Origin of the sequence: Bifidobacterium sp. WK012_4_13 (genome assembly GCF_041080835.1) — a bacterium.
GTDB lineage: Bacteria > Actinomycetota > Actinomycetes > Actinomycetales > Bifidobacteriaceae > Bombiscardovia > Bombiscardovia fermentum.
In genome coordinates this window covers 1,041,402-1,066,663 of record NZ_CP129683.1, presented here as the reverse complement: position 1 = coordinate 1,066,663, position 25,262 = coordinate 1,041,402, and the positions used below count along the sequence as shown (strand labels likewise).

Below are 25,262 nucleotides of genomic sequence, written 5' to 3'. Positions count from 1 at the left end.
CGTAGGGGGGTGGCGGCAGTTTCGTCCGCCTGCGCATTCAGAGATCAGATCGGATCGGATTCCAGGCGATCCATGCGCCAACTGGCCAGGATAAGGTCCGATTGCTGCATGCGAGAACGACGATGGCATCAGCTCAGCTCAGCTCAGCACGGCGGCGATGACCGCGATGATGAGCGGTGAGGTAATCGTGCTGACGAGAATGCCGTCGCGGGCGAAGGTCAGCCCGACGTTGTATCTGGCGGCATAGTTATAGACATTCTGTCCTGTCGGCAATGCGGCGAGCACGACGCAGCCATAGAGCTCCATACCTCTGAAGCCCATGCAGAAATACGCGATGACGAAGGCGATGATGGGCATGACTACGTTCTTGAGAAGAACGACCGTGACGGTCGCCCTTCTGTTGGTGCCCTTCCTCATTGGCTGACTGCCTCGCAGCGACATGCCGAATGCCATCAGGATCATCGGCACCGCCGAGTCGCCGATCATGTCGATTGGCTTGAAGAGAAAGTCAGGGATGATGAAATGGCCGCTGTATGCGTTGATCGCAGAAATCAGTATGCCGCTGAGCGAACCTATCAGCAGCGGCTGATGCAAAGGCTGCCGAAGAACCCCTCTCATCGAGAACTTGCCCTTGGTGGTGACGTCGAGTGCGGTCAGACCTATCGGCGTGAACAAGGCTTGCTGCATCACCAGGATTGGTGCGACCAGGGCAGGATTCCCAAGAATGTAGGTGGCCACCGGAAGCCCGATGTTGTTTGAGTTCAGATAGAGTGAGTTCAACGCGCCGATGGTCGTATCGGCCGCATTCATGTGGAAGAACATACGGTTGAGGACAATGAACAGTCCGCCCACGACGAGTGCCGAGAAGAATGCGATGATGATGCTCGGGTGGAAGATGTCCTTGAGCGGCTGCTTTGCCATCACCGCGAACATCAGGCAGGGGCTGGTGACGAAGAAGCTGTATCGGTTGAGCACCATCTGCGCCGTCGGTCCGCCAATGCGGTAGCGAGAAGCGACATAGCCCACGAATATAACGATTCCGATTATGCAAAAGCCCTGCATTGCGCTTAACAGACCTAGCATTGATGAATCTCCCGGATTGCGAACATGACCAACTATAGCTGCAAACGCCGCATCAGTTCTGCCTCGTCTCAAAGAATGGCGGAAGTCTTCTCGCAGGTGACCAGGTTGCAGAGATACGCCACCCTGGCGACGCGTTAGTATGTGTACATGAACACTCCATCAGAGATGCCGACGGACAGCATCGAATGCCATATGCATGCATCCGAACATGAACAGCTCGATGAATTGTTCGAGAGCATCATGGGCATGTATTCGGTCAGTGGCAGCGAACATGCGCTTGCAGACGCCGTTGAGCGCTTTCTACGAGGATTGGCCCACCTCGAGGTACATCGGCTTGGCGACACGCTCGTTGCCTCGACGCATCTGAATCGTGCGTCTCGCGTTGTTCTTGCCGGCCATCTTGACACGGTTCCGGTCATCGACAATTTCCCTCCTCGATGGCTTCATCCGGGTGATCCTCTTATCCGCAAGGAAATCGCAGAGGCACACCCTGCCTCTGCGGTGATGTGGGGGAGAGGATCCGCAGACATGAAGGCGTCGGACGCCGTCATGCTGTATCTTGCCGCAAGCCTTACGGATACCAGGCATGACTTGACCTTTGTCTTCTACGACCATGAGGAGGTGGCGGCCGAGCACAATGGCCTGCGCAAGGTCGCCGAAAAGCATCCGGATTGGATCCGGGCCGATTTCGCGATAATCGGCGAGCCGACATCATGCGCCATAGAGGGTGGCTGCAACGGCACCATGCGTTTCGATGTGATCACGCATGGCATTGCGGCGCACTCCGCCCGTGCCTGGATGGGGAGAAACGCAATTCATGAGGCTGGCGATATCCTGAACAGGCTCAATGCCTTCGAAGCGAGGAAGTTCATTGTAGACGGGCTCGAATATCAGGAGGGGCTCAACGCGACGATGATTTCCGGAGGCAGCGGCACCAATGTGATTCCGGAGGAGTGCAGGGTGCATGTCAATTATCGATTTGCCCCTGATAAAACCGTGGAGGAAGCCAAAAGCCTGATGTTCGGCGAAGAGAGCGGCATAGTGCTGGGGTCGGACGAGACAAGGGCTCCGGGCGGCATCTTTGCTGGCTATGGTATCCTGATGTGTGACGAATCGCCTGCCGCCAGACCTGGAATGGACTCTCCGCTCAGTCAGTCCCTGTCTGAGTTGGTGGAACGGCGGACCGGCCAGGAGCCACGGGCGAAGATGGGATGGACCGATGTGGCGAGATTCTCCCAGATCGGGACTCCTGCAGTGAATCTCGGCGCTGGAAATCCGCTGTTGGCGCATAAGCATGATGAGCAGGTGCCGGTCGATGATCTCTATGTCATGGCTGACATTCTCAAGGAATGGCTTTCCTGATATGTCGTTTCCCTCAGTGATTCCAATTCGGAACAGCGGTCAAGGGCACGGCGAAAGTCGCGTTTTTTGGCATTGATGCATGGAACTTGCGCCTTTATGACTCGCAGAATGCAACTGTGTGCAATACTTAAAGATGGTGATTCTGCACATCACCAAACTAGCAAGGCGTTGATCCCCCTGCAATCTCTGTGAAACGCAGATTGTGGAGCATGAAGCAGGCGACGGTGTCCGCCTTTGTTTAGGAAGACTTTGTAATGGAGTTTTCAGGGAGCGTAGATTACGCAGCTACGGTGAGAGCGTAGAGTGAGCACCCTGAAGACATGGAGAGCGGCGCGATGCAGCGTGCCGCGAGGAGTATCGTGCCCAATTCGCAAGAAGAGGGTCTTGTCGAGAACAAGACCTCGAAGAATACAACCGAACAGTCCGAACAGACCGAACGCCCACATCGTCGCAGAGGTGGAAGACGCGTCGTTCGTGTCGCCGGAGCCGCCAATGCCGATGTGCCGGTTCGCGTCGAGAGCCGGGCGGAAGTCATGCAGTCACCCGAAGGCGAGCAGGTCAGGGAAGACGGCGCCAGTTCCTCACGCAGTGTTGGTGGCAGGCCGAGCAAGGCGACCGGCAAGTCGGATGAAGGACCCAAGGCAGGCAGGACCCGTCGCGGAGCCAGAGGCGAGTCGGCATTGGGGACTTCGCGGAATCAGAATCGCTCGTCTGGAGTGGACAAGGTCGAATTTGAAGCGCCTGTCGTGAAAGAGAGCAAGGAATCGACAGGGGCATCCACGACTGCCTCCCCTGAGGATTCCAAGGATGATTCCAAGAAGGAATCAGCTGGACGACGTTCGGGCCGCAGAAGCTCGAGAAAGTCCAGGAGCATCGAATTCAAGGAAGCCTCGGACATCGAGGCAAGAGATGCATCTCGCACCGAAGAGGAGCATGGAGACAGAAGGTCTCGCGCTCAGAAGGCAGTGGAGTCGCTGCCAACGACGTTGGAGCATCATGCGACCAAGGCAGCGCGGCCGATGACCTCGCTTTTGTTCCAGGAACCGGTCATACCGACCGAAAAGACCTGGACGAACGCATGGAATGCCGATGAGGATGATGACGATTCCGACGGCAAGGCGAGGCATCAGAGACGTTCAGCCAGTGCCACCAGTACCAGGCGTGCCGGTGAAGGCTCCAGGGCCGAACAGGATTCCGAGGATGCTGCGCGAACGGACTCCCAAGGCGACGAATCTTCCGAATCCAGGCACAAGACCCGCCGGTCGCGTCGTTCTCAGGAGGAGGTCCAGCGTGAACCTCGTGCAAGGCGTGCGCAACGTCTGAATGCACAGGAACGCAGAGCCGCGGCTGAGGTCGAACAGATAGAAGGAGATCTCGAATTCGACGAGATCCGCTATGCGCCTATCGACGAGGATGAATTCAGACTGTCCAAGGCGACGAAGCGCCGTCGCAGCCGCGGTTCGCGCAAGGATGACGACAATCGTCACGAGGCAGACCACAACGGCAATGGACGCAGTGGCGGCAGCGATGAGGTCTCCAACGACTACGATCAGGATGAGGACTTCAGCGAGAATCGTCACCATCGCGATGAGGGCAGCGAAAGCGATGGCAGGGACGATGAGCAGCTCAGCGGCGTTCGCCGTCGGCGTCGTCGCACCCATGAGAACGATGCTGACGAAGACTCGGGATATGAGACGACCGGAACCCGACGCCGCCGCAGAAGGCGCTCGGCCAAGGTCTCCGAGTCTTCCCGTTCCGAGGAGAATTCCTCCTCTGCGTCGAGGCGTTCCCGGAAGCAGCAATACATTGACGAGATAACCGACATACAAGGCTCCACAAGGCTTGAGGCCAAGCGTCAGCGTCGAAGGGACAACAGGCGGGACCGTTCGCGCCAGATGCAGCTCGTCGAGCAGGACTTCCTTGCCCGCCGGGAGAACGTCAAGCGAGAGATGGTCGTTCGCGAGAAGGAACGTCACACTCAGATATCGGTAATCGAGGATGACATCCTCGTCGAGCATTATGTATCCGACATTCAGGAAGTCGCGACGGTAGGCAACATCTATCTTGGCCGTGTGCAGAACGTGCTGCCAAGCATGGAAGCCGCGTTCGTCGACATCGGTCAGGCGAGAAACGGAGTGCTGTATGCGGGAGAGGTGAACTGGGACACCACCAGGCTCGACGGCCAGCCACGAAGGATCGAACTCGCCTTCAAGTCGGGCGATCCGGTGCTCGTTCAGGTCACGAAGGATCCCATCGGCCACAAGGGTGCACGTCTGACCTCCCAGGTCACGCTGGCAGGGCGCTTCCTCGTGCTCGTCCCCTCAGGGGGAATGACGGGCGTCAGCCGCAAGCTCACCGAGCGCGAACGCACTCGGCTGAAGTCCATCGTTGCCAAGATCGCACCGAAGGATATGGGCGTCATCATCCGCACTGCGGCCGAGAACGCCTCTGAGGAGGCCATCACCAAAGACCTCGAGAGCCTTACCCATCAGTGGGAAGCCATCGAACGCAAGCGCAGCACGACGGTCATTCTCAAGAAGCCGAAGTTGCTTCAGGGCGAGCCTGACGTTGCGATTCGGGTCGTTCGCGATATTTTCAACGATGAGTTCCAATCCTTGATCGTTCAGGGCGACAAGGTCTACGGGAGGATCGAGGAATACCTCGATTCCATGGCCCCGGATCTGAGGGACAGGCTGAGCAAATGGAATCCCGCCGACCATCAGGGCATGGATGTCTTTGACACATGGCATATCGACGGTCAGCTCCGCAAGGGCATGGAGCGCCAGGTATACCTGCCTTCGGGCGGTTCGCTGGTCATAGACCGCACCGAGGCCATGACGACGATCGATGTGAACACAGGGCGCTACATCGGCAAGGGGAAGTCACTCGAGGAGACGGTGACACGCTGCAACCTCGAGGCGGCCGAAGAGATAGCGCGTCAGCTCAGACTGCGCGATATCGGTGGCATGGTCATGATCGATTTCGTGGATATGGTCATGCCCGCGAATCGCGATCTGGTGCTGAAGCGTCTGCTGGAGTGCCTCGCACGGGATAGAACGAAGCATCAGGTCGCCGAGGTGACTTCGCTCGGCCTTGTGCAGATGACGAGAAAGCGTGTCGGACAGGGGCTCGTCGAGGCATTCTCCGAAGAGTGCCCGACCTGCAAGGGCCGTGGCTTCATACTCCATGATGAGCCAACCGTTTCGGCATCATATGACGATCCCTATGCCTTGAAGGGCGGCGATCCCTTCGTCAAGACAAAACATGGGCATCACGAAGCCCAGGAGCAGGGAGGATCGGGAGTCTCGTCTCCCGATGTCAAGGAGAAGCTTGCGAAAATCGCGGCAGCGGCTCAGGCCGCATCCACGGAGCCACAGGAAGCGGACGATTCGGAGGAATAAACGCGGATGCCGTCAATGCTCCCGCTTCAACTTGACTTAAGTATGGGGGAGCGTGTATGTTTGGTAGTCGGTGTCTAGCCATGCCTGTCATTGACTGTTGGTCTGTGATGGTTGATTGCTAGACAGGATAACAGCTTTCGGAACAGGCAAGGTAGGGTAATGTACGCGATTGTGAAGGCCGGTGGCCATCAGGAAAAGGTTGAGGTCGGGGATATCATCACCGTCAACCGTCTTAACAAGGCAAACGGTGAGACCGTTGAGTTTCCCGTGGCCTTGGTTGTCGACGGAACCAAGGTGACCGTTGCCGCCAAGGATCTCGCCAAGCTTTCCGCAACGGGCGAGGTTGTGGACGATGAGGCCAAGGGCCCCAAGATCCACATCCAGAAGTTCAAGAACAAGACGGGCGTGGCACGCAAGCAGGGCCATCGTCAGAAGCTTACTTCCGTCAAAATCACCGCGATCGCCTGATACGACGCATTCGGTCTTTTCTTAGAAAGGAAACACGATGGCACATAAGAAGGGCGCTTCCGCTTCTCGCAACGGGCGCGATTCAAACGCACAGTACCTCGGCGTGAAGAAGTTCGGTGGAGAAGCCGTCGTTGCTGGGAACATCATCGTTCGTCAGCGCGGCACCAACTTCCATCCGGGCCACAACGTCGGTGTCGGCAAGGATCACACGCTGTTCGCATTGGCTGACGGCAACGTTCAGTTCGGCGTTCGCCGCGATCGCAAGACCGTCGATGTGGTTGCAGACTGACCACAGTTGATTTTTCAGGCCGCGCCCGGCGAGGGCGCGGCCTTTTGCGTATGTGCGCGCGCGTGTGCGCGCATTTCCGCATCGTTCGCTCTCTTGATTAAGGTAATAACGTATGAGCTCATTCGTAGACCGTGTGACGGTTCATGTCAAAGGTGGAGATGGAGGCAATGGCGCCTCATCGATCAGACGCGAGAAATACAAGCCACTCGCGGGCCCGAATGGAGGCAATGGAGGCCAGGGCGGTTCGGTTGTCTTCCAAGCCGATTCGAATGCCACGAGCTTGCTTGACTATCGCTTCATGCCTCATCGAACGGCCGGATCCGGCACGATGGGACTCGGCGATGACAAGGACGGCAGCGACGGAGGCGACGTTATCCTGCCGGTGCCTGTCGGAACTGTCGTATTCACGGCAAAGGGCGGTTCGGGTGAACAGAAGCGTCCCGGAAGCATACTGGCAGACCTTCGCCATCTGGGAGACAGCTTCGTCGCCGCACGAGGCGGCAATGGCGGTCTCGGCAACCGCGCACTTGCGAACAGGACGCGCCGCGCCCCTGGTTTCGCTCTTCTTGGCGAACCGGGCGAGGAACGTGACATCGTTCTTGAGCTGAAATCCATAGCCGACGTTGCGTTGGTGGGATACCCGAGTTCGGGCAAATCAAGTCTGATAGCGGCTTTGAGCTCTGCGAAGCCTAAGATCGCCGACTACCCGTTCACGACCTTGGTGCCGAATCTCGGTGTCGTCGAGGCGGGCGATCAACGCTTCACCATCGCGGATGTGCCGGGACTGATACCCGGTGCCTCAGAAGGCAAGGGACTCGGTCTTGAGTTCCTCCGCCACATCGAGCGCACGGAAATCATCGCTCACGTGATTGATTGTGCGACCATGGAGCCTGATCGCGATCCGGTCAGCGACTATAGGACGATCGAACTCGAGCTGTCGAAGTATGCCCGCAGTCTCGAGCTTCCCCTTGGAGCGATTCCCATAGCGGACCGCCCCCGAGTGATCATCCTCAACAAGTCAGATGTGCCCGACGCCAAGGAACTTGCAGGATTCGTGCACGGAGAATTCGAAGGGATGGGGCTTCGCACCTTCATTATCTCCACAGCATCGCATGAGGGCCTGAAGGAGCTGAAGTTTGCCCTCGCGGAGCTGGTGGAGGATCTGCGAAAGACGCTTCAGACCAGGGAGAAGGATGAGCAGGCGGAACGCGTGCTGATCAATCCACTGGAAACCGGGCGGCGTAGCAGAAGGTCGGACGAAGGCGGATACTCCACTGACTTTGACATCAAGCGCGAGCATGATCGCGATGGCAATCACTGGTTCACCGTTACTGGCGTGAAGCCCGAACGATGGGTCATGCAGACCAACTTTGACAATGACGAGGCTGTCGGCTACCTCGCCGATCGTCTGGCGAAGCTTGGCGTCGAGGAGTCGTTGCGACGCCTCGGGGCACGTCCTGGCGATGAAGTCCATATCGGGATAGGCAGGAATTCCGTTGCGTTTGACTGGGATCCGACGATTGCGGCCGGTGCTGAGATGCTCGATGGCGAACCAATGGCATCGCGAGGCAAGGATTTGCGTCTGGAAGACCAATCCGGTCGTAATCGTAGAAGAACGAACTCCGAGCGTCGCGAGCAATATCACGAGATGATGGATGCAAAGCAGGCAGTCCGCGATGCAATGATGGCAGAGCGAAAGGCCGGTCACTGGGCCGATCCTGCGGTGCAGGACGATCCTCACGACGAGGATGGCATGGTTTCCGGTTCCAACGGCGACGCCACCGAACGCGACTGATGCGAGCTTGCGCCCGATGGATCACTCGGGCGCGCGAGGGCTCGAGACGATGATCGCAGTGTGTGCAGGGCTGCCACTTGGTCGCCATTCGGTTGCCGCAGGGCCGCCAAATGTGGCAAGGCTGACCTGGGTCGGGCATACTGTGGTTACTGCACGAACTGATGCCATGCATTGTTGCCCGTCATGCATGCGTCTGAGGCAGGTTCCTCCTGAATGCACGGGGGTTCGGATAGAGTCCAAGGAGGCTTTCGGACATGACCACACCATCCCAGGCGCAGGTGCGTTCGAGCGTGGCTCAGGCCAAGACGATTGTCGTGAAGGTCGGATCGAGTTCACTGACGTCCTCCACCGGGCATCTTGACGTCGCACGTCTCAGCGGTCTGGTGGCAGCTCTTGCCGAGGTCCGCCGGATGGATGCGAGCGTGGTCCTTGTCTCATCGGGTGCCATCGCCGCTGGCTTCGGACCTCTGGGATTCGATTCAAGGCCGACTGACGTCACCACGCAGCAGGCGACGGCCTCGGTTGGTCAGGGATTGCTTATGGCGCATTACGAAGCGGCATTCGGCAGATATGGAATTCGTGTCGGACAGATTCTGATCACCGCCGAAGACACCATTCGTTCGGTTCAGTACCGAAATGCCCAGCGTACCCTGAAACGTCTCCTCCAGCTTGGCGTGGTTCCGATCGTGAACGAAAACGATGCCCTGGCCAGCAATGAAATCAGATTCGGCGACAACGACCGCCTTTCCGCGCTCGTCGCCAACCTCGTTCGTGCCGATGCCCTGGTCCTGCTCACCGACGTCGACGGCCTCTATACCGCTCCACCGTCAGAGGCAGGTGCAAGACGTCTGGGATACGTCCCGAACGTCGCTCAGATCCTGGATACGGTCAAGGTCTCCGGATCGGACTCCGAAGTGGGGACTGGCGGCATGATCACCAAGCTCGAGGCGGTCCATGTTGCCGCTGCTTCTGGGATCCCATCGGTGCTCACACGCGCCGAGAATGCCGGTCCTGCCTTGCTTGGAGACCCTGTGGGAACGGCCTTTGCCCCGATCCGCCAGCGTGGCAGTTCCCGTCGGCTGTGGATAGGATACGCGGCGGCGCCTCGTGGAGAGCTCATCGTCGACGAGGGAGCCGCAAAGGCCATACGAGGAGGACGCGCAAGCCTGCTGGCTGCAGGTGTCGTTGCCGTCGACAGGGAGTTCTCCGCAGGAGACCCCGTATGGATCTGCGACGAGGAAGGCAACCATCTTGCGAAGGGGCTGTCCTCGTTCGATTCTGAAGAGGTGGCGCAGATGCTTGGAAAGAACACGTCGGAACTCAGACGTGAATTCGGCGTCGAATATGCCCATCCACTCGTGCACCGCGATAATTTGGTCCTCGTGTGACCTTCTTGCAATCTCGCAGACCTGACCTCCATCCTTGTCATGATTTCTAGTCGAAGGGCTACAGTGTGAGGCATGACCGCACAAGCATGGCAGACTTTGAGCAATCGCATTCAGAACGTCGCCCCCAGCGCGACTCTGGCCGTTGACACCAAGGCAAAGGCGATGAAGGCCGAGGGGATCGACATCATCGGTTTCGGCGCGGGAGAGCCAAATTTTCCAACGCCTGGATACATCGTTGAAGCGGCCGTTGAGGCTTGCCGGGATCCAAGAAACCACCGCTACACTCCCACGGCCGGACTGCCCGAGCTCAAGGCCGCCATTGCCGAAAAAACAAAGCGCGATTCGGGGTATTCGGTTGATGCGTCCCAGGTCGTCGTGACCAATGGAGGCAAGCAGGCCGTATACGAGACCTTGCAGGTTCTGGTCGATCCTGGTGATGAGGTCATCGTTCCCGCGCCATATTGGACCAGCTATCCGGAAATGGTGAAGCTTGCCGGAGGCGTGCCGATATCGGTGCTGTCCTCGGTGAAGCATGGTTTCGTGCCGACCGTCGATCAGCTGGAAGCGGTTCGGACCGACAGGACTAAGGCGATAGTCGTGAATTCGCCGTCAAATCCGTGTGGTTCTGTCTGGGATGCTCAGACGATCCGCGAAATCGCTCATTGGGCCCTCGAACACCATGTCTGGATTCTGTCTGACGAGATCTATGAGCATCTGACATACGATGGGAAGAAGACCAGCTACATAGGAGCCGAAGTTCCGGAATGCCGCGAACAGCTCATCGTGCTCAATGGAGTCGCCAAGACATTCGCAATGACAGGATGGAGGGTCGGCTGGCTGATAGCACCGCGGTTCTTCGCGCAGGCGGTATCAAAGCTGCAGGGGCATCTGAGCTCGAATGTGTCTGACGTCAGCCAGCGTGCAGCCTTGGCTGCCGTTTCAGGAGACCTGAGTGCCGTGTCGCAGATGCGAGAGGCCTTCGACATTCGTCGTCAGCGCATCGAAAGGATGCTGAACGAGATTCCAGGAGTCTTCTGCCCAAAACCGACCGGCGCCTTCTATGCGTTCTGCGATGTCAGCGCCTTGCTCGGTCAGCCGCATGGTCCTCATGGAACGGTTTCGCATTCGTCTGCTGAGTTGGCTGCTGCGTTGCTGGAGGAGGCCCATATCGCTGCTGTGCCCGGTGAGGCGTTCGGAGCAGAAGGATATCTTCGCTTCTCGTATGCACTTGAAGACAATGATCTGATAGAGGGAATGCAGCGTTTCAGGAAGTGGGCAGAAGCCTGAATTTCTGCTTCTTCCAACGATTCGATGACGATGAGGAGAAGATTCTTCGGCATTGAGCGCGCTGTCAGGTGGACGAATTGCATTTTGAACGCTAAACTGTCGATTTGGCGGTTTTGCCCGGTGAGACGAAAATCTCCAACGAGGTGAGTAGTATGGGCAAAGTTCACTTAGGGAAGTGGCGCAATTGGTAGCGCAACGGTCTCCAAAACCGTAGGTTGTGGGTTCGAGTCCCGCCTTCCCTGCAAAGAGAATCGATAATCGCGAACAAAAGGACGGATATGGCGAAGTCAAAGCGGTCTGGAGACAAGGACCCAAAGCCCAACTTCTTCATGCGCATAGGTTTGTTCATCAAGCAGATTATTGATGAGTTGCGCAAGGTGGTCACGCCGACGCGCAAGGGTTTGTTGCTGTGGTCCGTAGCGGTGTTCGTGTTCGTCCTGATTCTTATGGTATTCGTGACAGTGATGGATATAGGGCTTGGTAAGCTCGTCCTTCTGGTGTTCGGCTGAGATAAATCTCATAAAGGTGATATTTGAATGACTGATGAACAAGAAAACATCGATAACGAGGCTCCGGTTGCCGATGAAGCATTGAACGATGCTCAGCAATTCGAGAATGGTCTGGCTGCCGACACAGAACCGTTGGAAGGGGATCCGGCGGTTTCCACCGATCAGCCTCAAGAGCAGGTACATGAGCTGGACAAGGCAGCGGATGGTGAAGAACCGGCTGACGAGACCGCGACGGGAACGACTGCAGAGCTTTCTTCGGACCCACATGCCGAGGCTGTTGCAGATGCATCGTCGGATGCTGCGATCGACGATGTTTCCGGAGATGCTGATGTTTCTGGCGACACCGATGTTTCAGACGATGACGTTGCTTCCGACAATGCTGATGCTTCCGAAACTGCTGAAGATTCGGCGGATGCTGAGAGTTCAGATGATGCTGGCGAACGGGCGGTAAAGGCATTCTCCAAGCAACTGCGCACGCTTGAAGGCAAATGGTACGTCCTGCATACCTATTCGGGCTACGAGAAGCGTGTGAAGGCCAACATAGAGTCCCGTGTGACCTCATTCGGTCTCGAAGACAGGATCTTCCAGGTCGAGATTCCCATGGAAGAGGTCGAGAAGCACACGGACAAGGGCAAGAAGATCATCACCCGAGTCCGGATTCCTGGCTATGTCCTCATTCGCATGTGGCCGGACGAGGATGCGCGTCGCATCGTGCGTGAGACCGAAGCCGTCACAGGCTTCGTCGGTCCGTCCCGTGAACCTGCGCCGCTATCTCGGAAGGAAGTCGTCAACATGATGGCTCCGATGATCGCGTCCGAGGCGTTGAAGGAATCTGGCGACAAGCCTGCCGCTGCCAAGAAGCGCAAGGTGGAGGTTTCCTTCAAGGCCGGCGATCAGGTCACCGTTACCGAGGGTCCTTTCGCAACGATGCCTGCGGTCGTTTCCGAGGTCGAACCGGCAACGCAGAAACTCACCGTGCTGGTTTCCATCTTCGGCAGGGATACGCCGGTCGAGCTCAGCTTCGAACAGGTCGAGAAGATTTCCTGAGTCGGAGCATCCACGCTTTCAGCTTGCACGCTGCCGATTGGGGCGCAGACCATCAGGTCTGCGCCCCAATCGGATTCAAGACCCAAACCGGCAAGGCATGAGGGTTTCAGAGACACTCCGACGCCATGCTCGGGCCCATTTTTTCGCGAAAGAGTCCCAGATGCCAAGTTTTTGGCACTTGTCTGAGTATGAATGCCCATTTTGGGCTCCATTGCGTTCGCCATTTCAAGGAATTGCGGCTCATATACTCAGACAAGTGCCAAAAACTTGCACTTTCGACCAATCCGTGCGGATGGGCGAGCGTTGTCCGCGACTGCATGCATAATAAGAAAGTTGCTCTGAGCCCTATCGGCTCAGCAAGAAATAAAGGTAAGTTGCGGGAGGAACCCAACCGTTCCGTCAGAACCGCTTTACAGAAAGAAGAACCGGAATATGGCTCCTAAGAAGAAAGTCTCTGCGCTTATCAAGCTCGAGATTCAAGCCGGCAAGGCCAATCCTGCTCCACCGCTGGGCCCAGCTTTGGGTTCACACGGCGTGAACATCATGGACTTCTGCAAGGCATACAACGATGCCACCAAGGACAAGATGGGTCAGGTCGTTCCTGTCGAGATCACTGTCTTTGAGGATCGTACCTTCACCTTCGTGCTCAAGACCCCACCGGCCGCTGACTTGCTCCGCAAGGCTGCGGGCATCGCCAAGGGTGCTGCAAATCCTCTGACGACCAAGGTCGGCTCAGTGACCAAGGCACAGGTTCGCGAGATCGCGGAGACCAAGATGGCTGACCTTTCGGCTCGTGACGTAGAAGCCGGAATGAAGATCATCGAAGGTTCCGCACGCTCAATGGGCATCACGGTCACCGACTGAAACATTCGTTTAAGCGGTAGGGCCGCGCTAGCCCGCACCGCGACTGCTGAATAGGAGAAGCAGATGGCAAAGCGTTCCAAAAAATATCGCGAGGCGGCCGAAAAGGTCGATCGCAACAATCTCTATACCGCGAACGAGGCAATCGCTCTGCTCAAGAGCCTGCCGAAGCGTGGCTTCGATGAGACCGTCGAGGCCGTGTATCGTCTCAGCGTCGATCCCCGCAAGGCTGACCAGTTGGTCCGTGGCACCGTCAACCTTCCTCATGGAACCGGCAAGACCGCCAAGGTCATCGTCTTCGCTCGTGGCCCGCAGGCCACGGCCGCGACTGAGGCCGGAGCTGACGAGGTTGGCGATGACGAGCTGATCGCCAAGGTTTCTGATGGATACCTTGACTTCGATGCCGTCGTTGCGACCCCAGACATGATGGGCAAGGTCGGTCGTCTCGGCCGTGTGCTCGGACCTCGTGGTCTGATGCCAAACCCCAAGACCGGTACCGTCACCATGGATGTCGCCAAGGCAGTTTCCGACATCAAGGGTGGAAAGATTGAGTTCCGCGTCGACAAGCACGGTAACCTGAGCTTCCTGATTGGCAAGCTTTCCTTCGCGGAAGGCGATCTGGACGAGAACTTCAAGGCAGTCGCCGATGAAGTCAAGCGTTTGAAGCCGAGCACCGTCAAGGGTCGCTACATCACCAAGGCCACGATTACCTCGACGATGGGCCCAGGGATTCCTCTGGATCCAGCGATTCTGTCGTAACGCGTCAGCGTTCATTTTCAACGGCCATGCCCAGCGTCAATTCGCTGGGCATGGCCGTTTTTCCAGCACCGAGACGCATTCGCCTCCACCAGGTGAAATGAGTATGACCATTGGTGCAGTTGCAGTCATGGTGTGGTTGCAGTAGCCGATTCTCGACGGCCGTTCCAAGACCGGTCTTTCCATGTTGCAAATACTGCAATACTGCAATGCTGCAAATGGCGAGAATCACCCCAACCCAGGCTTATGACTTGCGTGCATCCATGATCAGACCGATTTTCACCGCTGTGAGAAGCACGTATGCTTCGCGCGGATTCATGGGATCCCAGCCAGTGACCTCGATCGAGCGCTTGAGACGGTATCGAACGGTGTTTGGATGTACGTTGAGCTCACGCGCGGTTGTTTCGAGTGAGCTGCCCGACAGCAGGAAAGTCTGCAGTGTGGTGAGAAGAGGATTGTCACCATCCTCGCCACGCAATGTCATGTAGATCGACTCGTAGAGTTCACTGCGCGCCTCGTCATCTCCGAAGAGCGCGCGTTCCGGAAGGGCGTCGTCGGCGCGCAGAGGTCGTGGGAATCCGTGGGTCATATTCATCCCGACGAGTGCCGGGGTGGCTGCGACGGTGCGCATTGCAGCGCGTATGGTCTGTGAGGCACCTTCGATATGCGTGCGGAGCGGGCCCAGACAGACCGGCTCGTCGTTGAAGTAACGCAGAATGGCTTCGCATAGTTCCTCAGGGGTGCCGTGGCCTCGGGGGTCGATGAGTGTGATGAGCATGTCGTCATGACTCGACATCATGCATTCCGCTCCACGGCCTCGTATCAGACTGCGCATGCGCCGCTGTGCGATTCCTGAACCCATTTCAGTGGTATCCGCAAGCTTTCCGATCACAGCGAAGCAGTGATAGTCAACGGGCCACCCCAGCATGCTCATTCGTGCGACGACCTGGTGGTCAATCACCCCATCGATGAGATCCTCAATGGTCAGCGTCTCGATGCGGGCATCCCAATCGCCACGCGCCTCTGCAGATGTGGCATAGACTGATGCCGCCGAAAAGGCGACCTCCCGGGCATAGTAGAGCATGCCATTTCGAATCTCCTGCTCGTCGCCATTCTCGGCAAAGCCTTCGACGTTGCGTTCCAGAATGTCAACGATGAAGCGGGTGACCTCCAACGCCTGATGCAGGCTGATTGCCTTGGTGAATTCAAGCGGCGCCACGAAGAAGATATGGTCGGTGGAGGGCCTTGGCCCCGTCGTCGAATCGGGCGATTTGCGATATTCCTTCATCCATGCAATGAAGTCCGCAACTGCGGTGCGAATGATGAGGATGAGAAGGTTCCTGTCCGTGGCACTGAGATTCTTGTACCAGTCCAGGTCATGATCGAGATGTCCGAGAGCCTTGCCCAAGGCAATCTCAACTGCCTTGGGCAGCTGGGGCTTCGCATCATGCCTTGTCTTGAGCCGAAGGTCGCTTGCGGCATCCTCGGCCTTCTGGGCATCCTCTGCAATGGTGGCCAGGTCCACGTCGGGGAGATGCTCATCCGATGTCTTGTCGCCGCCATGCTTGCCCTTTGGCTGAGGCTGCGGGGACTTCTCGAATTTACCGGGCTTGGATGGATGCTCCTCATCGCTGCGCTGGCCGACCTTGCGTAGTTCGGGGTTGAAGAGAGCGGCGGCATCCCGAGCGACCTTGGCAAGGGCGTTGGCGCTTGAATGTGATGATTTCGACCTACTCATGGCATCCAGCTTAGCGAGTCTGAGTGATGTCGGCACTTTTCTCGGACGCGTCCACTCCACCTTCACCGAGTTCTGGTGCCCGGGTCGTTGGCAGTTCGTCGGTGTCCCGGACGAACGCCAGGGTAAGGAATCCAAAGACGAACACCAAGGGCAGGATGTGACGGTCATAGTTATTTGCCGGTGCGAAGATCATCACACCCATCAGAACGAGCAAGGTGGTTTGATATGAGAGTGCACGGAAGCGGCCGAGTGCGAATTCGATGCATAGCAGCAGCAAAGACAGCACCAGCCAGAAGTTCGCATTGGTGAGCCATCCGATAACGGGAGTCCTGCCCCATGCAAAGGCGAAGCCGGCGACCCTGTCACGCCAGCCGTGCATCCAATTCTTGATCCATGCGCTGGAATCCTGTACATAGCCGTTGTTCACATAATAGTTCATCGAAACGTAGGGGACGTCGGTGACGTCGAAATACCCGTAGCATTCCGCCATGAATGCGTCGATGTACAATACAGGATTTCTCAGGCCGATGGAAAGCCAGGCGCTGTTGAAGTGCTTCATGTCATCGGCGGTCACGGTTCGCCACTTGTAGACGGTGACCTTGGTTTCGCCGCCGGATGATTTTACGGGATCCGCATCATTGGGGTTATATTTCAAGGCCATGGCCTGCAGATCGAGAATGGGTTCGAGCTGCCTTCGTGCAGAGGCCGGTATGTTTTCCGGATCGCGCTCGGCGACCCTTGCGATCTGCTGCAGCTGTATGCCCTTGGCCTCGATCGGATCGCCCTGTATCACGGCTCCGGCTGAAATCAGGCTCATGAGCAGCGCCTCGAATGCGACCGTCGGCACGAGCAGGCACAGCGCATATGTCTTCCAGCGTCTCCGGTCGGCAAGCACCGAGAGGATGATCTGCACCGCCACGACATAGATGCCATACTTTGCGGTGCCTATCATCAGCAATGAACTGATGGCAAGCTCGGCGCAGAGGCGCTTGGGTGGCCACCTGGTGGCTGACGTCGAGACTTCGCCACGCCCTGCCGTGCGATAGAGCACATAGAGGATGCCGATCCACCAGACGAACGAGTATGCGAATGCAGGGGACTTCGTCAGTGAGATCGTGCTGAAGGCGCTGAGCGGAGTCAGGAGAAAGAGTGCAAGGATCGCAAGGCGGGCGCCTGCCGAAGCAGGTTTCCCGTTGATTCGGGGCTTGCCTGCATTGAAGAAGCGGTCAGCCGTGGAGGCACAGCAGAATGCCGCGAACAGCATCTGCAGGCCTGTCAGGACGACGATGCCGGCATCGTCGGAGCCGCTCAGCTTGCGGAACACGGCAACGACCCCACCATAGAAGAGAGTCAGCAGGTAGTTGTGCTGGTCCGTGAGATAGGTGGGCTTGTGCGGCCAGAGATAGTGACCGGTCGGGTAGATGTCCATCTGTGTGAAGCCATGCAGGTATGGCAGCCTCACGCCCTGCAGATTGGCCCACCACAGATTGAACTCGTTGATCTGTGAATGGATGTCTGCGCCGTATGCCGCGAGAAGTGTTGCGAATGCCCATAGCCAGCCGATTGCGAATACGAGGAACAGACTGCTGCGGGTGGCGGTGAGACGCATTATCCATGGTGAGATTGCGGACCATCGCCGTGTCGTGAATCGTGCGATCGAGCGGGTCGAACGATGGCTGAGCAAGGCGGAGTGCAGGCGAGACCGGAGTCTTGACTGCTTCTTCGAAGATCCATGGAAGGCGTCGGAGGGGTTCGTCGTTGCAGCCCCGTCATTCGGGACGAGCCCATTCCTTCGACCTTTTGCCCATCGAACCACTGCCAGGACGATGACCATGTCAATGGTGAACGTGACGATCAGAATCAGGGCGTTGCCCCACGAATACGATGCAATTGAAGCGTCTGCACGATAAATCGGCCCCACAGAGGTGCAGAAGGCGATCCATAGGCACGCCAAGGCCACGCAAGCCCAGCGAAGACCTGCAAGAATGGATTGAGAACGTGGATTCATATCATGCTGTGAGCTACTCATCGTGCACGATTGTAGTCCCAGCGGCTAACTGCATCGATGCCCTCCGGCTGCGTTGGCTACATTCCTCTGGCATCCAACGAGTCAGCCAGCTCGTCGGCCTGCTTGAGCACCACAACCATCAGTGGAACGGCCCATGTCCGAATTCTCAGCAAAGGCCCGCTTCGTATCCCACGTGCCTGACTGGCTTCACGCACGGTTCTCATCGATGCGCTGATGATGGGAATAACGCTGATTCCCAGGGAAACGGCCACTCCAACGCGATATGTATTGAGCCCAAAACCTTCGAATGGCATCAATAGGCGTGCGACCACGGCGAATATCTCCGACAGCTGCGTAGTCAGCGTCACCAGCGAGGCAAGGAGCACCATCACCGTTATCCGCATTGTAGTCAGAGCCGTTGTTGTGATTGGCCTGAACCATATCTGAGCCAGGACGGTGAATGCGATCACCCATCTTGCATCCCACACCTGCCTGATGAACCTGGCCAGGCCGAGTCCGCTTATGCCGTACAGAATCAGGCACAGTCCGGTGAGCATGCACAATGCCCATACTGGCAGCGTCGGGCAGGCCAGCAGGGCGCCGACGATGAACAGCGCCAGCAGCTTCCAGCTTCCAGGGCAGCGATGGACAAGGCTGTGACCGGGAACATACATGGCCATCATCGGGCGTCACCCATGCCTTCCGGCAACTGATCGACTGATGCACTGCGTTCTGCCCCGCGCGAACTGGCGATGCCGTGCGGAAGGTCCGGATCGGATTGATGCTGATGCTGATGCTGATGCTGATGCTGCTGGCTCTCCTGACAGATTGTCGAACAGTGTGCCCGATAGCGTTCGATGACCATGCCGCTCTCTCCAATCTCGACAACCTGCCCATCGTGGAAAAGCATGGCAGTCTCGCAACGGGCGGCCAGCGCGAGGTCGTGCGTGGCGATTATCGCCGGACGATTGGGATCGGCGAGAAGGGCCTGTGAGATGCGTGCCGCGTTGGGAAGGTCAAGCATTGTGGTCGGCTCATCGGCGAGCAATAGACGCGGTTCCCGTATCAGAATCGCCGCCAGTGCGAGCATTTGCTTCTGACCGCCGGAAAGGGAATGTGCCGGCTGGTCCGCGCAATGCAGCAGGTTGCAGTGCGCGAGCTGCTCGGTGACTCTTTCGGCTTTCTCCTCTTTCGAAAGCGGTGCGCCATGCAAGGAAAACGCGACGTCTTCCCTCACGGTGGGCATTATTATCTGTGTGTCCGGGTTGGTGAACACAAAGCCGATGCTTCGATGGAGTTCCTTCGCATTTCGGGACGGGTCCAGTCCCATCACAGCCAGTTCGCCTGATGTCCTGCGCTCGAGGCCGTCGATCAGGCGTAGAAACGTCGACTTTCCTGAACCGTTCGTGCCCAGAACCGCAATGCTCGCTGAGTGGAGTTCGCAGGAGACGGAATTGAGAATCGTTCGTCCACCGATGCGATAACTCAGTCCGCGAGCTCGCAAGTATGCCGCCTGCCGTCCAATGTCGGGTTTGGGCATCATGGATTCGCTCGCCTCCTGGAGATTTCCATGCGCTTCCGAAAGCTGCCTCATCGTTGCCACATGTGTCGGGAAAAGGCTGCAGGATATGCCTTCCAAAGGGCAGATGAGATGATGGTCGCGACCACGATCTTGATGGCATCGCCAGGAATGAATATGAGAGCGCTGTAGGCTGCGGTTGCGACTGGCTGTCCGACGACAAGTGCCGTCACTGGAATGCCGAAACCATAGGGGACGAGCATGCCGCCGATGAGGCAGGCACATGCAGTTTTCCATATATTGAGACGATTCCCACTATTTGATATTAAACCAATAAGGAATGCGCCGACCACGAAGCCAAGCAGATACCCTGCCGTCGGTCCAACGAACACTGCCAGACCGCCATTGCCACCGAGCAGGGGCAGTCCCAGCGCAGTCAATGCGAGCAGCAGAAGGACCGAACATGCTGCAAGCCAGGGTCCAAGCACCACGCCGGCAAGCATCACTGCAAGATTCTCCATCGTGATGGGCACTGGCCCCACCGCGACCCTGATGAAGCTGAACGCGGAGATCAAGGCGGCGAACACCGCCATTCTTGCGAGGCTGCGGTTATCGAAGCCGTGGATATGGTCTGTTGTCGATCTACTCAAAATTCCTCGTTCTCTCGCTCCCGAAGCTACGGGAAGCCCGTTGAAGCCCTGGTCCAACGGACATCGGTTATTTCTGGCCTGGCGCAGCCTGTCAGATGTTGGAATGCAAAAACCGTACCTGAGTGATCATCATCCTAGATTTCCGCTCGTCCGATGTTTTTGTGGAATCATACAAAATCCCATCTCTCGATTTGTAGGCCCGAGGCTGTTGGAAGCTGAAATCTATTGATACGTTGGAAAGCATGCCCTATCAAGACTGCATCTGGTCGTCATCGGTCCCTGAGACGGAAGAAGTGGCATCAACCGTGAAGATGCTCGATACCGTTGATTCGACCAATTCCCTGATCGCGCGTGCGGTTGCGGCAAGCGGATTCTCAGATGCCGTGAACTGCGTTGCACACCTGTTCGAGTCACCCGAAGACATCGGCGAAGGTGAAGGTGAAGGTGAAGGTACAGACACGGATCGCCGTGTCGTGGGCATCCAGACACCAGCGTCCTCGGATCATGGGAGCGAGAGCTCGTCGGAGAGATCGGAGAGACTGCCGATCAGCATCGCCGTATCCGATGTGCAGACGAAATGTCGAGGTCGTCAGGGCCGTACCTGGTTCAACAGCCCCGGCGAGTCCTTGCTGAGTTCATGGGCCGTGCCCGTCCGAATCGACGTTCTGGATTCGCGCCATTCAGGATGGTTCACCACGATCTGTGGAATCGCACTGATAGATGCAATCGGCGAGGTGATGACAAGGCATGATGTTCGGGCCTTGAATCCCGACGTGCAGCTAGAGCTCAAATGGCCGAACGATGTCTTCTGCCAGGGTCGCAAGCTGGCTGGGATTCTCTGCGAGATGGTTCCAACCGACGAGAGCTCGGCCGTGCTGATAATCGGCATCGGCATGAATCTCTTCGTTCCACAGGAGAATCTGCCAATCGACATGTCTACGTCATTGCAGCTGCAATTCGGTCCGCTGCCTCCGTATGCGGAGCTTCGTGACGAGCTGGTATGCGTCACGACGCAGCATCTTCGCCGGGAATTGAGCGCATTCATGAAGCATCCCGACGTTGTCATTCCTGACTTGCGCGACAGGGTCGAGCGATTGAGCTGGACACTCGGCAAGCAGGTTCGTGCACATCTCGCCGATGATCGGAGTCTGATCGGCAGGGCGCTTTCGATCAATGACGATGCCTCGCTTACGATCCTTCGCCATGACGGATGCAGGCAGAAGGTGACGGTAGCCGATGTCGGGGTGCTTCCTGAGATCGGCGATGCGGTGGAATGATGCGATCCGCCGTCGCGCGTTGAGCGATGCGAGTCATTTGGTTCTTACGAGTCATTGATTATGACGAGTTATTGATGTGTGAAGTTGTGAAAGTTGCTTGAGCAGCGAAGAAAGGATGCCATGAAGAAGCTGTTGATCGCGAATCGCGGTGAGATTGCCCTTCGGGTTGTGCGAACCGCGCAGGAGATGGGGATAGAGACGGTTGCAGTCTATGCGGAGCAGGACAGGAATGCGCCGTATACGCAGATGGCGGACGAGGCGTATCTGCTGCCCGGCGACACCAATCTGCAGACCTATCTGAACGAGGATCTCATAGTTGATGTAGCCAGGCGTGCAGGCGCCGATGCCTTGCATCCGGGGTATGGGTTCCTTTCGGAATTCCCGACATTCGCACGCAAGGTCATCGATGCCGGAATCACATGGGTCGGTCCTTCACCGCACGTGCTTGAGGAACTCGGAGACAAGATAACGGCATGCAAGGTTGCGGAGCGCGCCAAGGTTCCGGTCGTCCCAGGCATCGCAGAGCCGGTGAGCGACATGAGGGTGCTGCTGGACTTTGCGAACCATAATGGGTATCCGGTCATGATGAAGAAGGCCGATGGCGGTGGTGGCCGCGGCATAACGCCCATCAACAACGATGATGAACTCCGCGCATTCTATATGAACCATGATGCCCTCCAAGGCGGCGACCTTGGCGATTACTTCATCGAGAAGTTCGTCGACAAGGCCCGTCATGTCGAGACTCAGTCCGGCCGTGACTCCCATGGCAACTTCACTGTCTATTCGACCCGTGACTGCTCGGTTCAACGCCGAAATCAGAAGCTCGTAGAGGAGGCTCCCGCGCCCTTCCTCAGCGATGATGTGATCGCCCAGCTCGAAGGCTTCTCGCATCGGCTCTTTGCAACCGCAGGCTATGTAGGTCTGGGGACGTGCGAGTTTCTCGTGAGCAAGGGCAAGGTCTATTTCATGGAGGTGAATCCTCGACTTCAGGTCGAACACACCGTAAGCGAACAGGTGTGCGGCCTCGATCTGGTTCGTGAGCAGCTCGACATCGCCGACGGCGGCGCCCTTACCACCGCACCTGAGCCGCGAGGCCACAGTTTCGAGCTGCGCATCACCAGCGAGGATCCCGCCACCAACCTGACGCCAAGCGCTGGAACGCTCGAAGCGATCACATGGCCGACGGGTCCTGGAATTCGCATCGACTCAGGCGTCGAGGTCGGCGATACGGTTTCGCCGAAGGACGATTCGATGATGGGCAAGGTCATCATTTCGGCCCAGGATCGTCTGAGCGCCGTTGCACGCGTGCGACGAGCATTGCGTGAAATGAGCATCGAAGGCGTTCCCACGCCCGCCACGCTGTTCCAGAAGATATTCACCAATCCTGAATTCACGGCTGAGGACCACAGCTTCGATGTGACGACCAAATGGCTTGAACGCAACTATCTCAACGTCGAGCCAAAGACCACGACAACCGGGCAGCCGGCATCGATGAGCGACTCGCAGAAGGGGAACGAGGCAGAAGGCAGAGACCGGACCAGCGTCGAAACCTTTACCATCGAGATTGACGACAAGCGTGTCAAGCTCGCACTTCCTGAGGATATGTTTGCTGGCATGGGCGCCGGGGCGGCCAGCTCACGGGGCGCTCGCAGACCGACTCAGCCATTGCGTGGCCAGGGTCTGCACGATGTGGCCAAGCAGGCCACCCGCCAGAATCAGCAAGGGGCGGGTGTGATCGTCGCCACCATGCAGGCAGTGGTGACCCGCATCAACGTGGCGGAGGGGCAGAAAGTCGACAAGGGCGATCTCATGGTCGTGCTCGAATCCATGAAGATGGAGAACTATGTCTACGCTCCTGCAAAGGGTGTGGTATCCAAGATTATGGTCAGCGTCGCCGATGGAGTTGATCCAGGCGAGACTCTTGTCAAGCTTGATATGGGCAAGTCCGGCAATGACAGCGATGGGGATGGCGATCATGGCGGATCTGCTGCAGCAGCGAAGCTGCATGCGGCGGACGATGAAGATGTGGCCAAGCAGGGAGGTGCGGCATGACCGATATCGTGAGCGCAATCGAAGAGCGCATCCTACGCAGGACGCCGAAGAGCAAAATCGCTGAAATGAGCGATGTTTCGAGCGATAGAGTGAGCGATACGACTGCGAAGAAGGCTGACAAGGCAGCGGCTGCAGCCGAAGCCGAAGCCGTCAAGCGCGAAACCGCGCAGGCGGCCGTCGAGCAGATTTCGAACGGCGACTCGCAGTCCCAGATCAGGCAGCCCGTTCGCGATGCCATCATCAAGGCGGCACAGCTCGCACGGGAAGCCGAAACCAGCGCGCGCAAGCGTCAGCATGGCAAGGGCAAGCACACGGCGCGCGAACGTCTCGATCTGCTCTTCGATGCCGACACCTTCGAAGAGATGGGCCGCTTCTCCGGAGGCGACATCAACAAGGGCAAGGCCGGCTCGGCCGTAGTGACCGGTTTTGGCAAGGTGCATGGACGTACGGTAGGGGTGTACGCGCAGGACTTTTCGGTCCGCGGAGGCACTCTTGGGCAGGCTGAGGGACTCAAGATCTGCCACCTGATGGACATGGCCATGCAGATGAAGGTTCCGGTCGTCGCGCTCATCGATTCCGGTGGCGCACGCATTCAGGAGGGCGTTGCGGCACTGACGCAATATGGACATATCTTCCGCAAGACCTGCCAGGCGAGTGGCTTCATTCCACAGATTTCCGTCATTCTCGGTCCATGCGCCGGTGGTGCTGTGTATTGCCCGGCCTTGACCGACCTGATCATCATGACGAAGGAAAACTCGAACATGTTCGTCACCGGGCCGGATGTGGTCAAGGCTGCGACCGGCGAGACAATCAGCATGGATGAGCTTGGCGGCGGCTATGTGCACAATGCCAAGTCCGGCGTTGCCCATTATCTGGGCGAAGACGAGGCCGATGCCATCGATTACACGCGCACCGTGCTCGCCTACCTGCCATCGAACAGCGACGAGAAGGCTCCGACCTATGCCTACGCATCCGGCCATACCGAGCGCGAGGCGGCGAAACGGTTGAAGACCATCGTTCCTGCAAATGACCGTCAGCCATATGATGTGCTCGAAGTCGTTCGCGCCATCGTTGACTATGGCGAGTTCGTTCAGGTCCAGGAGCTTTTCGCGCAGTCGGCAATCGTCGGATTCGCCTGCATCTCTGGCAAGCCGGTGGGCATCGTGGCGAATCAGCCAAATGTGCGGGCAGGCATTCTCGATGTCGATGCATCGGAGAAGGTTGCGCGTTTCGTGAGACTGTGCGATTCCTTCAATCTGCCGATAGTCACCCTCGTTGACGTGCCTGGATATAAGCCCGGCAGCGATCAGGAGCATGCCGGCATCATCCGCAGAGGTGCCAAGGTCATCTATGCCTATGCGAACGCTCAGGTTCCGATGGTCACGGTCATCCTTCGCAAGGCATTCGGCGGCGCGTACATCGTCATGGGATCGAAATCCATCGGAGCCGACATGAACTTCGCATGGCCGACCTCGCAGATTGCGGTGTTGGGAGCAACCGGAGCCGTGAACATCATTCATCGCAAGGATCTGCAGAAGGCCAAGGAAGCTGGCCAGGATGTGGAAGCCTTGCGAAGCAAGTTGGCTGACGAATACGAGGCAAGCACCGTGAACGCGAACCTGTCGCTCGAAATGGGTGAGATAGACGCGATGATCGACCCCGAGCAGACCAGAGAGGTCATCGAGGAGTCGCTGGCGATGCTGGCATCGAAGCGCCGCGTTTCGCATAACGACAAGCATCACGGGAATCAGCCGTTGTAGGCCTTGAACTGA

20 protein-coding genes and 1 tRNA gene are annotated in these 25,262 nt (G+C 57.7%); 15 read left to right on the top strand and 6 right to left on the bottom strand.

Annotated elements, in window-relative coordinates; all coding sequences use genetic code 11:
* Nucleotides 1-138: 138 nt before the first annotated feature.
* On the bottom strand, nt 139-1,083 hold the full coding sequence (locus tag QN062_RS04325) for an AEC family transporter (protein ID WP_369342364.1): 945 nt from the start codon (nt 1,081-1,083) through the stop codon (nt 139-141).
* Between the two features lie 165 nt (nt 1,084-1,248).
* Here QN062_RS04325 and dapE point away from each other — a divergent pair, with 165 nt between their 5' ends.
* The 12 genes from dapE to rplA all read left to right on the top strand — a co-directional run bounded on the left by dapE (nt 1,249) and on the right by rplA (nt 14,249).
* On the top strand, nt 1,249-2,445 hold the full coding sequence (gene dapE, locus QN062_RS04320; RefSeq protein ID WP_369342541.1) for a succinyl-diaminopimelate desuccinylase: 1,197 nt from the start codon (nt 1,249-1,251) through the stop codon (nt 2,443-2,445).
* A gap of 335 nt (nt 2,446-2,780) precedes the next feature.
* Nucleotides 2,781-5,846 carry an Rne/Rng family ribonuclease gene (locus QN062_RS04315; protein ID WP_369342363.1) on the top strand — a complete coding sequence of 1,022 codons (3,066 nt, stop codon included), beginning with the start codon at nt 2,781-2,783 and terminating at the stop codon, nt 5,844-5,846.
* Between the two features lie 159 nt (nt 5,847-6,005).
* Nucleotides 6,006-6,314 (top strand): 50S ribosomal protein L21, encoded by a 309-nt coding sequence (rplU, locus tag QN062_RS04310; protein ID WP_369342362.1) that lies wholly within the window; start codon nt 6,006-6,008, stop codon nt 6,312-6,314.
* Between the two features lie 37 nt (nt 6,315-6,351).
* Complete coding sequence (gene rpmA / locus QN062_RS04305) at nt 6,352-6,603, top strand: 50S ribosomal protein L27 (RefSeq protein ID WP_369342361.1); 252 nt, start codon at nt 6,352-6,354, stop codon at nt 6,601-6,603.
* Between the two features lie 112 nt (nt 6,604-6,715).
* On the top strand, nt 6,716-8,398 hold the full coding sequence (obgE, locus tag QN062_RS04300; protein WP_369342360.1) for a GTPase ObgE: 1,683 nt from the start codon (nt 6,716-6,718) through the stop codon (nt 8,396-8,398).
* A 254-nt stretch (nt 8,399-8,652) separates the two neighbouring features.
* On the top strand, nt 8,653-9,786 hold the full coding sequence (gene proB / locus QN062_RS04295) for a glutamate 5-kinase (RefSeq protein ID WP_369342359.1): 1,134 nt from the start codon (nt 8,653-8,655) through the stop codon (nt 9,784-9,786).
* A gap of 72 nt (nt 9,787-9,858) precedes the next feature.
* Entirely contained in the window at nt 9,859-11,073 is a 1,215-nt protein-coding gene (locus QN062_RS04290; RefSeq protein ID WP_369342358.1) for a pyridoxal phosphate-dependent aminotransferase, read from the top strand.
* 169 nt (nt 11,074-11,242) lie between these two features.
* Nucleotides 11,243-11,315: transfer RNA gene (locus tag QN062_RS04285), tRNA-Trp, on the top strand.
* Nucleotides 11,316-11,351: 36 nt separating this feature from the next.
* A complete protein-coding gene (gene secE / locus QN062_RS04280) occupies nt 11,352-11,582 on the top strand; it encodes a preprotein translocase subunit SecE (protein WP_369342357.1) in 231 nt (76 codons plus the stop codon).
* 27 nt (nt 11,583-11,609) lie between these two features.
* Nucleotides 11,610-12,629: a transcription termination/antitermination protein NusG gene (gene nusG / locus QN062_RS04275; RefSeq protein ID WP_369342356.1), complete on the top strand. Its 1,020-nt coding sequence runs from the start codon at nt 11,610-11,612 to the stop codon at nt 12,627-12,629.
* Between the two features lie 432 nt (nt 12,630-13,061).
* Entirely contained in the window at nt 13,062-13,493 is a 432-nt protein-coding gene (rplK, locus tag QN062_RS04270) for a 50S ribosomal protein L11 (RefSeq protein WP_369342355.1), read from the top strand.
* Between the two features lie 63 nt (nt 13,494-13,556).
* Entirely contained in the window at nt 13,557-14,249 is a 693-nt protein-coding gene (gene rplA / locus QN062_RS04265) for a 50S ribosomal protein L1 (RefSeq protein WP_369342354.1), read from the top strand.
* 241 nt (nt 14,250-14,490) lie between these two features.
* Here rplA and QN062_RS04260 read toward each other — a convergent pair whose 3' ends face one another.
* From QN062_RS04260 to QN062_RS04240, 5 genes are read right to left on the bottom strand one after another with little or no spacing between them, the layout of a single operon-like run.
* Nucleotides 14,491-15,984, bottom strand: coding sequence for a PucR family transcriptional regulator (locus QN062_RS04260; RefSeq protein WP_369342353.1), 1,494 nt, complete (start codon nt 15,982-15,984; stop codon nt 14,491-14,493).
* Between the two features lie 10 nt (nt 15,985-15,994).
* Nucleotides 15,995-18,013, bottom strand: a complete 2,019-nt coding sequence (locus QN062_RS04255) for a DUF6020 family protein (protein WP_369342352.1) — start codon at nt 18,011-18,013, stop codon at nt 15,995-15,997.
* A 56-nt stretch (nt 18,014-18,069) separates the two neighbouring features.
* On the bottom strand, nt 18,070-18,675 hold the full coding sequence (locus QN062_RS04250) for an energy-coupling factor transporter transmembrane protein EcfT (protein ID WP_369342351.1): 606 nt from the start codon (nt 18,673-18,675) through the stop codon (nt 18,070-18,072).
* Nucleotides 18,672-19,535: an energy-coupling factor ABC transporter ATP-binding protein gene (locus tag QN062_RS04245; RefSeq protein ID WP_369342350.1), complete on the bottom strand. Its 864-nt coding sequence runs from the start codon at nt 19,533-19,535 to the stop codon at nt 18,672-18,674. The genes QN062_RS04250 and QN062_RS04245 overlap by 4 nt, the downstream gene beginning before the upstream one ends.
* Nucleotides 19,536-19,582: 47 nt before the next feature.
* Nucleotides 19,583-20,161, bottom strand: a complete 579-nt coding sequence (locus tag QN062_RS04240) for a biotin transporter BioY (protein ID WP_369342349.1) — start codon at nt 20,159-20,161, stop codon at nt 19,583-19,585.
* A 242-nt stretch (nt 20,162-20,403) separates the two neighbouring features.
* Here QN062_RS04240 and QN062_RS04235 point away from each other — a divergent pair, with 242 nt between their 5' ends.
* From QN062_RS04235 to QN062_RS04225, 3 genes are all read left to right on the top strand, one after another.
* On the top strand, nt 20,404-21,438 hold the full coding sequence (locus QN062_RS04235; RefSeq protein ID WP_369342348.1) for a biotin--[acetyl-CoA-carboxylase] ligase: 1,035 nt from the start codon (nt 20,404-20,406) through the stop codon (nt 21,436-21,438).
* A 120-nt stretch (nt 21,439-21,558) separates the two neighbouring features.
* Nucleotides 21,559-23,490, top strand: coding sequence for a biotin carboxylase N-terminal domain-containing protein (locus tag QN062_RS04230; protein WP_369342347.1), 1,932 nt, complete (start codon nt 21,559-21,561; stop codon nt 23,488-23,490).
* 65 nt (nt 23,491-23,555) lie between these two features.
* Entirely contained in the window at nt 23,556-25,250 is a 1,695-nt protein-coding gene (locus QN062_RS04225; protein ID WP_394854738.1) for an acyl-CoA carboxylase subunit beta, read from the top strand.
* Nucleotides 25,251-25,262: the final 12 nt, after the last annotated feature.

Coding starts and splice junctions, on each gene's coding strand:
- QN062_RS04325 (WP_369342364.1), bottom strand. CDS start 1,083: ATGCTAGGTCTGTTAAGCGCAATGCAGGGCTTTTGCATAATCGGAATC.
- dapE (WP_369342541.1), top strand. CDS start 1,249: ATGCCGACGGACAGCATCGAATGCCATATGCATGCATCCGAACATGAA.
- QN062_RS04315 (WP_369342363.1), top strand. CDS start 2,781: ATGCAGCGTGCCGCGAGGAGTATCGTGCCCAATTCGCAAGAAGAGGGT.
- rplU (WP_369342362.1), top strand. CDS start 6,006: ATGTACGCGATTGTGAAGGCCGGTGGCCATCAGGAAAAGGTTGAGGTC.
- rpmA (WP_369342361.1), top strand. CDS start 6,352: ATGGCACATAAGAAGGGCGCTTCCGCTTCTCGCAACGGGCGCGATTCA.
- obgE (WP_369342360.1), top strand. CDS start 6,716: ATGAGCTCATTCGTAGACCGTGTGACGGTTCATGTCAAAGGTGGAGAT.
- proB (WP_369342359.1), top strand. CDS start 8,653: ATGACCACACCATCCCAGGCGCAGGTGCGTTCGAGCGTGGCTCAGGCC.
- QN062_RS04290 (WP_369342358.1), top strand. CDS start 9,859: ATGACCGCACAAGCATGGCAGACTTTGAGCAATCGCATTCAGAACGTC.
- secE (WP_369342357.1), top strand. CDS start 11,352: ATGGCGAAGTCAAAGCGGTCTGGAGACAAGGACCCAAAGCCCAACTTC.
- nusG (WP_369342356.1), top strand. CDS start 11,610: ATGACTGATGAACAAGAAAACATCGATAACGAGGCTCCGGTTGCCGAT.
- rplK (WP_369342355.1), top strand. CDS start 13,062: ATGGCTCCTAAGAAGAAAGTCTCTGCGCTTATCAAGCTCGAGATTCAA.
- rplA (WP_369342354.1), top strand. CDS start 13,557: ATGGCAAAGCGTTCCAAAAAATATCGCGAGGCGGCCGAAAAGGTCGAT.
- QN062_RS04260 (WP_369342353.1), bottom strand. CDS start 15,984: ATGAGTAGGTCGAAATCATCACATTCAAGCGCCAACGCCCTTGCCAAG.
- QN062_RS04255 (WP_369342352.1), bottom strand. CDS start 18,013: ATGAGTAGCTCACAGCATGATATGAATCCACGTTCTCAATCCATTCTT.
- QN062_RS04250 (WP_369342351.1), bottom strand. CDS start 18,675: ATGATGGCCATGTATGTTCCCGGTCACAGCCTTGTCCATCGCTGCCCT.
- QN062_RS04245 (WP_369342350.1), bottom strand. CDS start 19,535: ATGATGCCCAAACCCGACATTGGACGGCAGGCGGCATACTTGCGAGCT.
- QN062_RS04235 (WP_369342348.1), top strand. CDS start 20,404: ATGCCCTATCAAGACTGCATCTGGTCGTCATCGGTCCCTGAGACGGAA.
- QN062_RS04230 (WP_369342347.1), top strand. CDS start 21,559: ATGAAGAAGCTGTTGATCGCGAATCGCGGTGAGATTGCCCTTCGGGTT.
- QN062_RS04225 (WP_394854738.1), top strand. CDS start 23,556: ATGAGCGATGTTTCGAGCGATAGAGTGAGCGATACGACTGCGAAGAAG.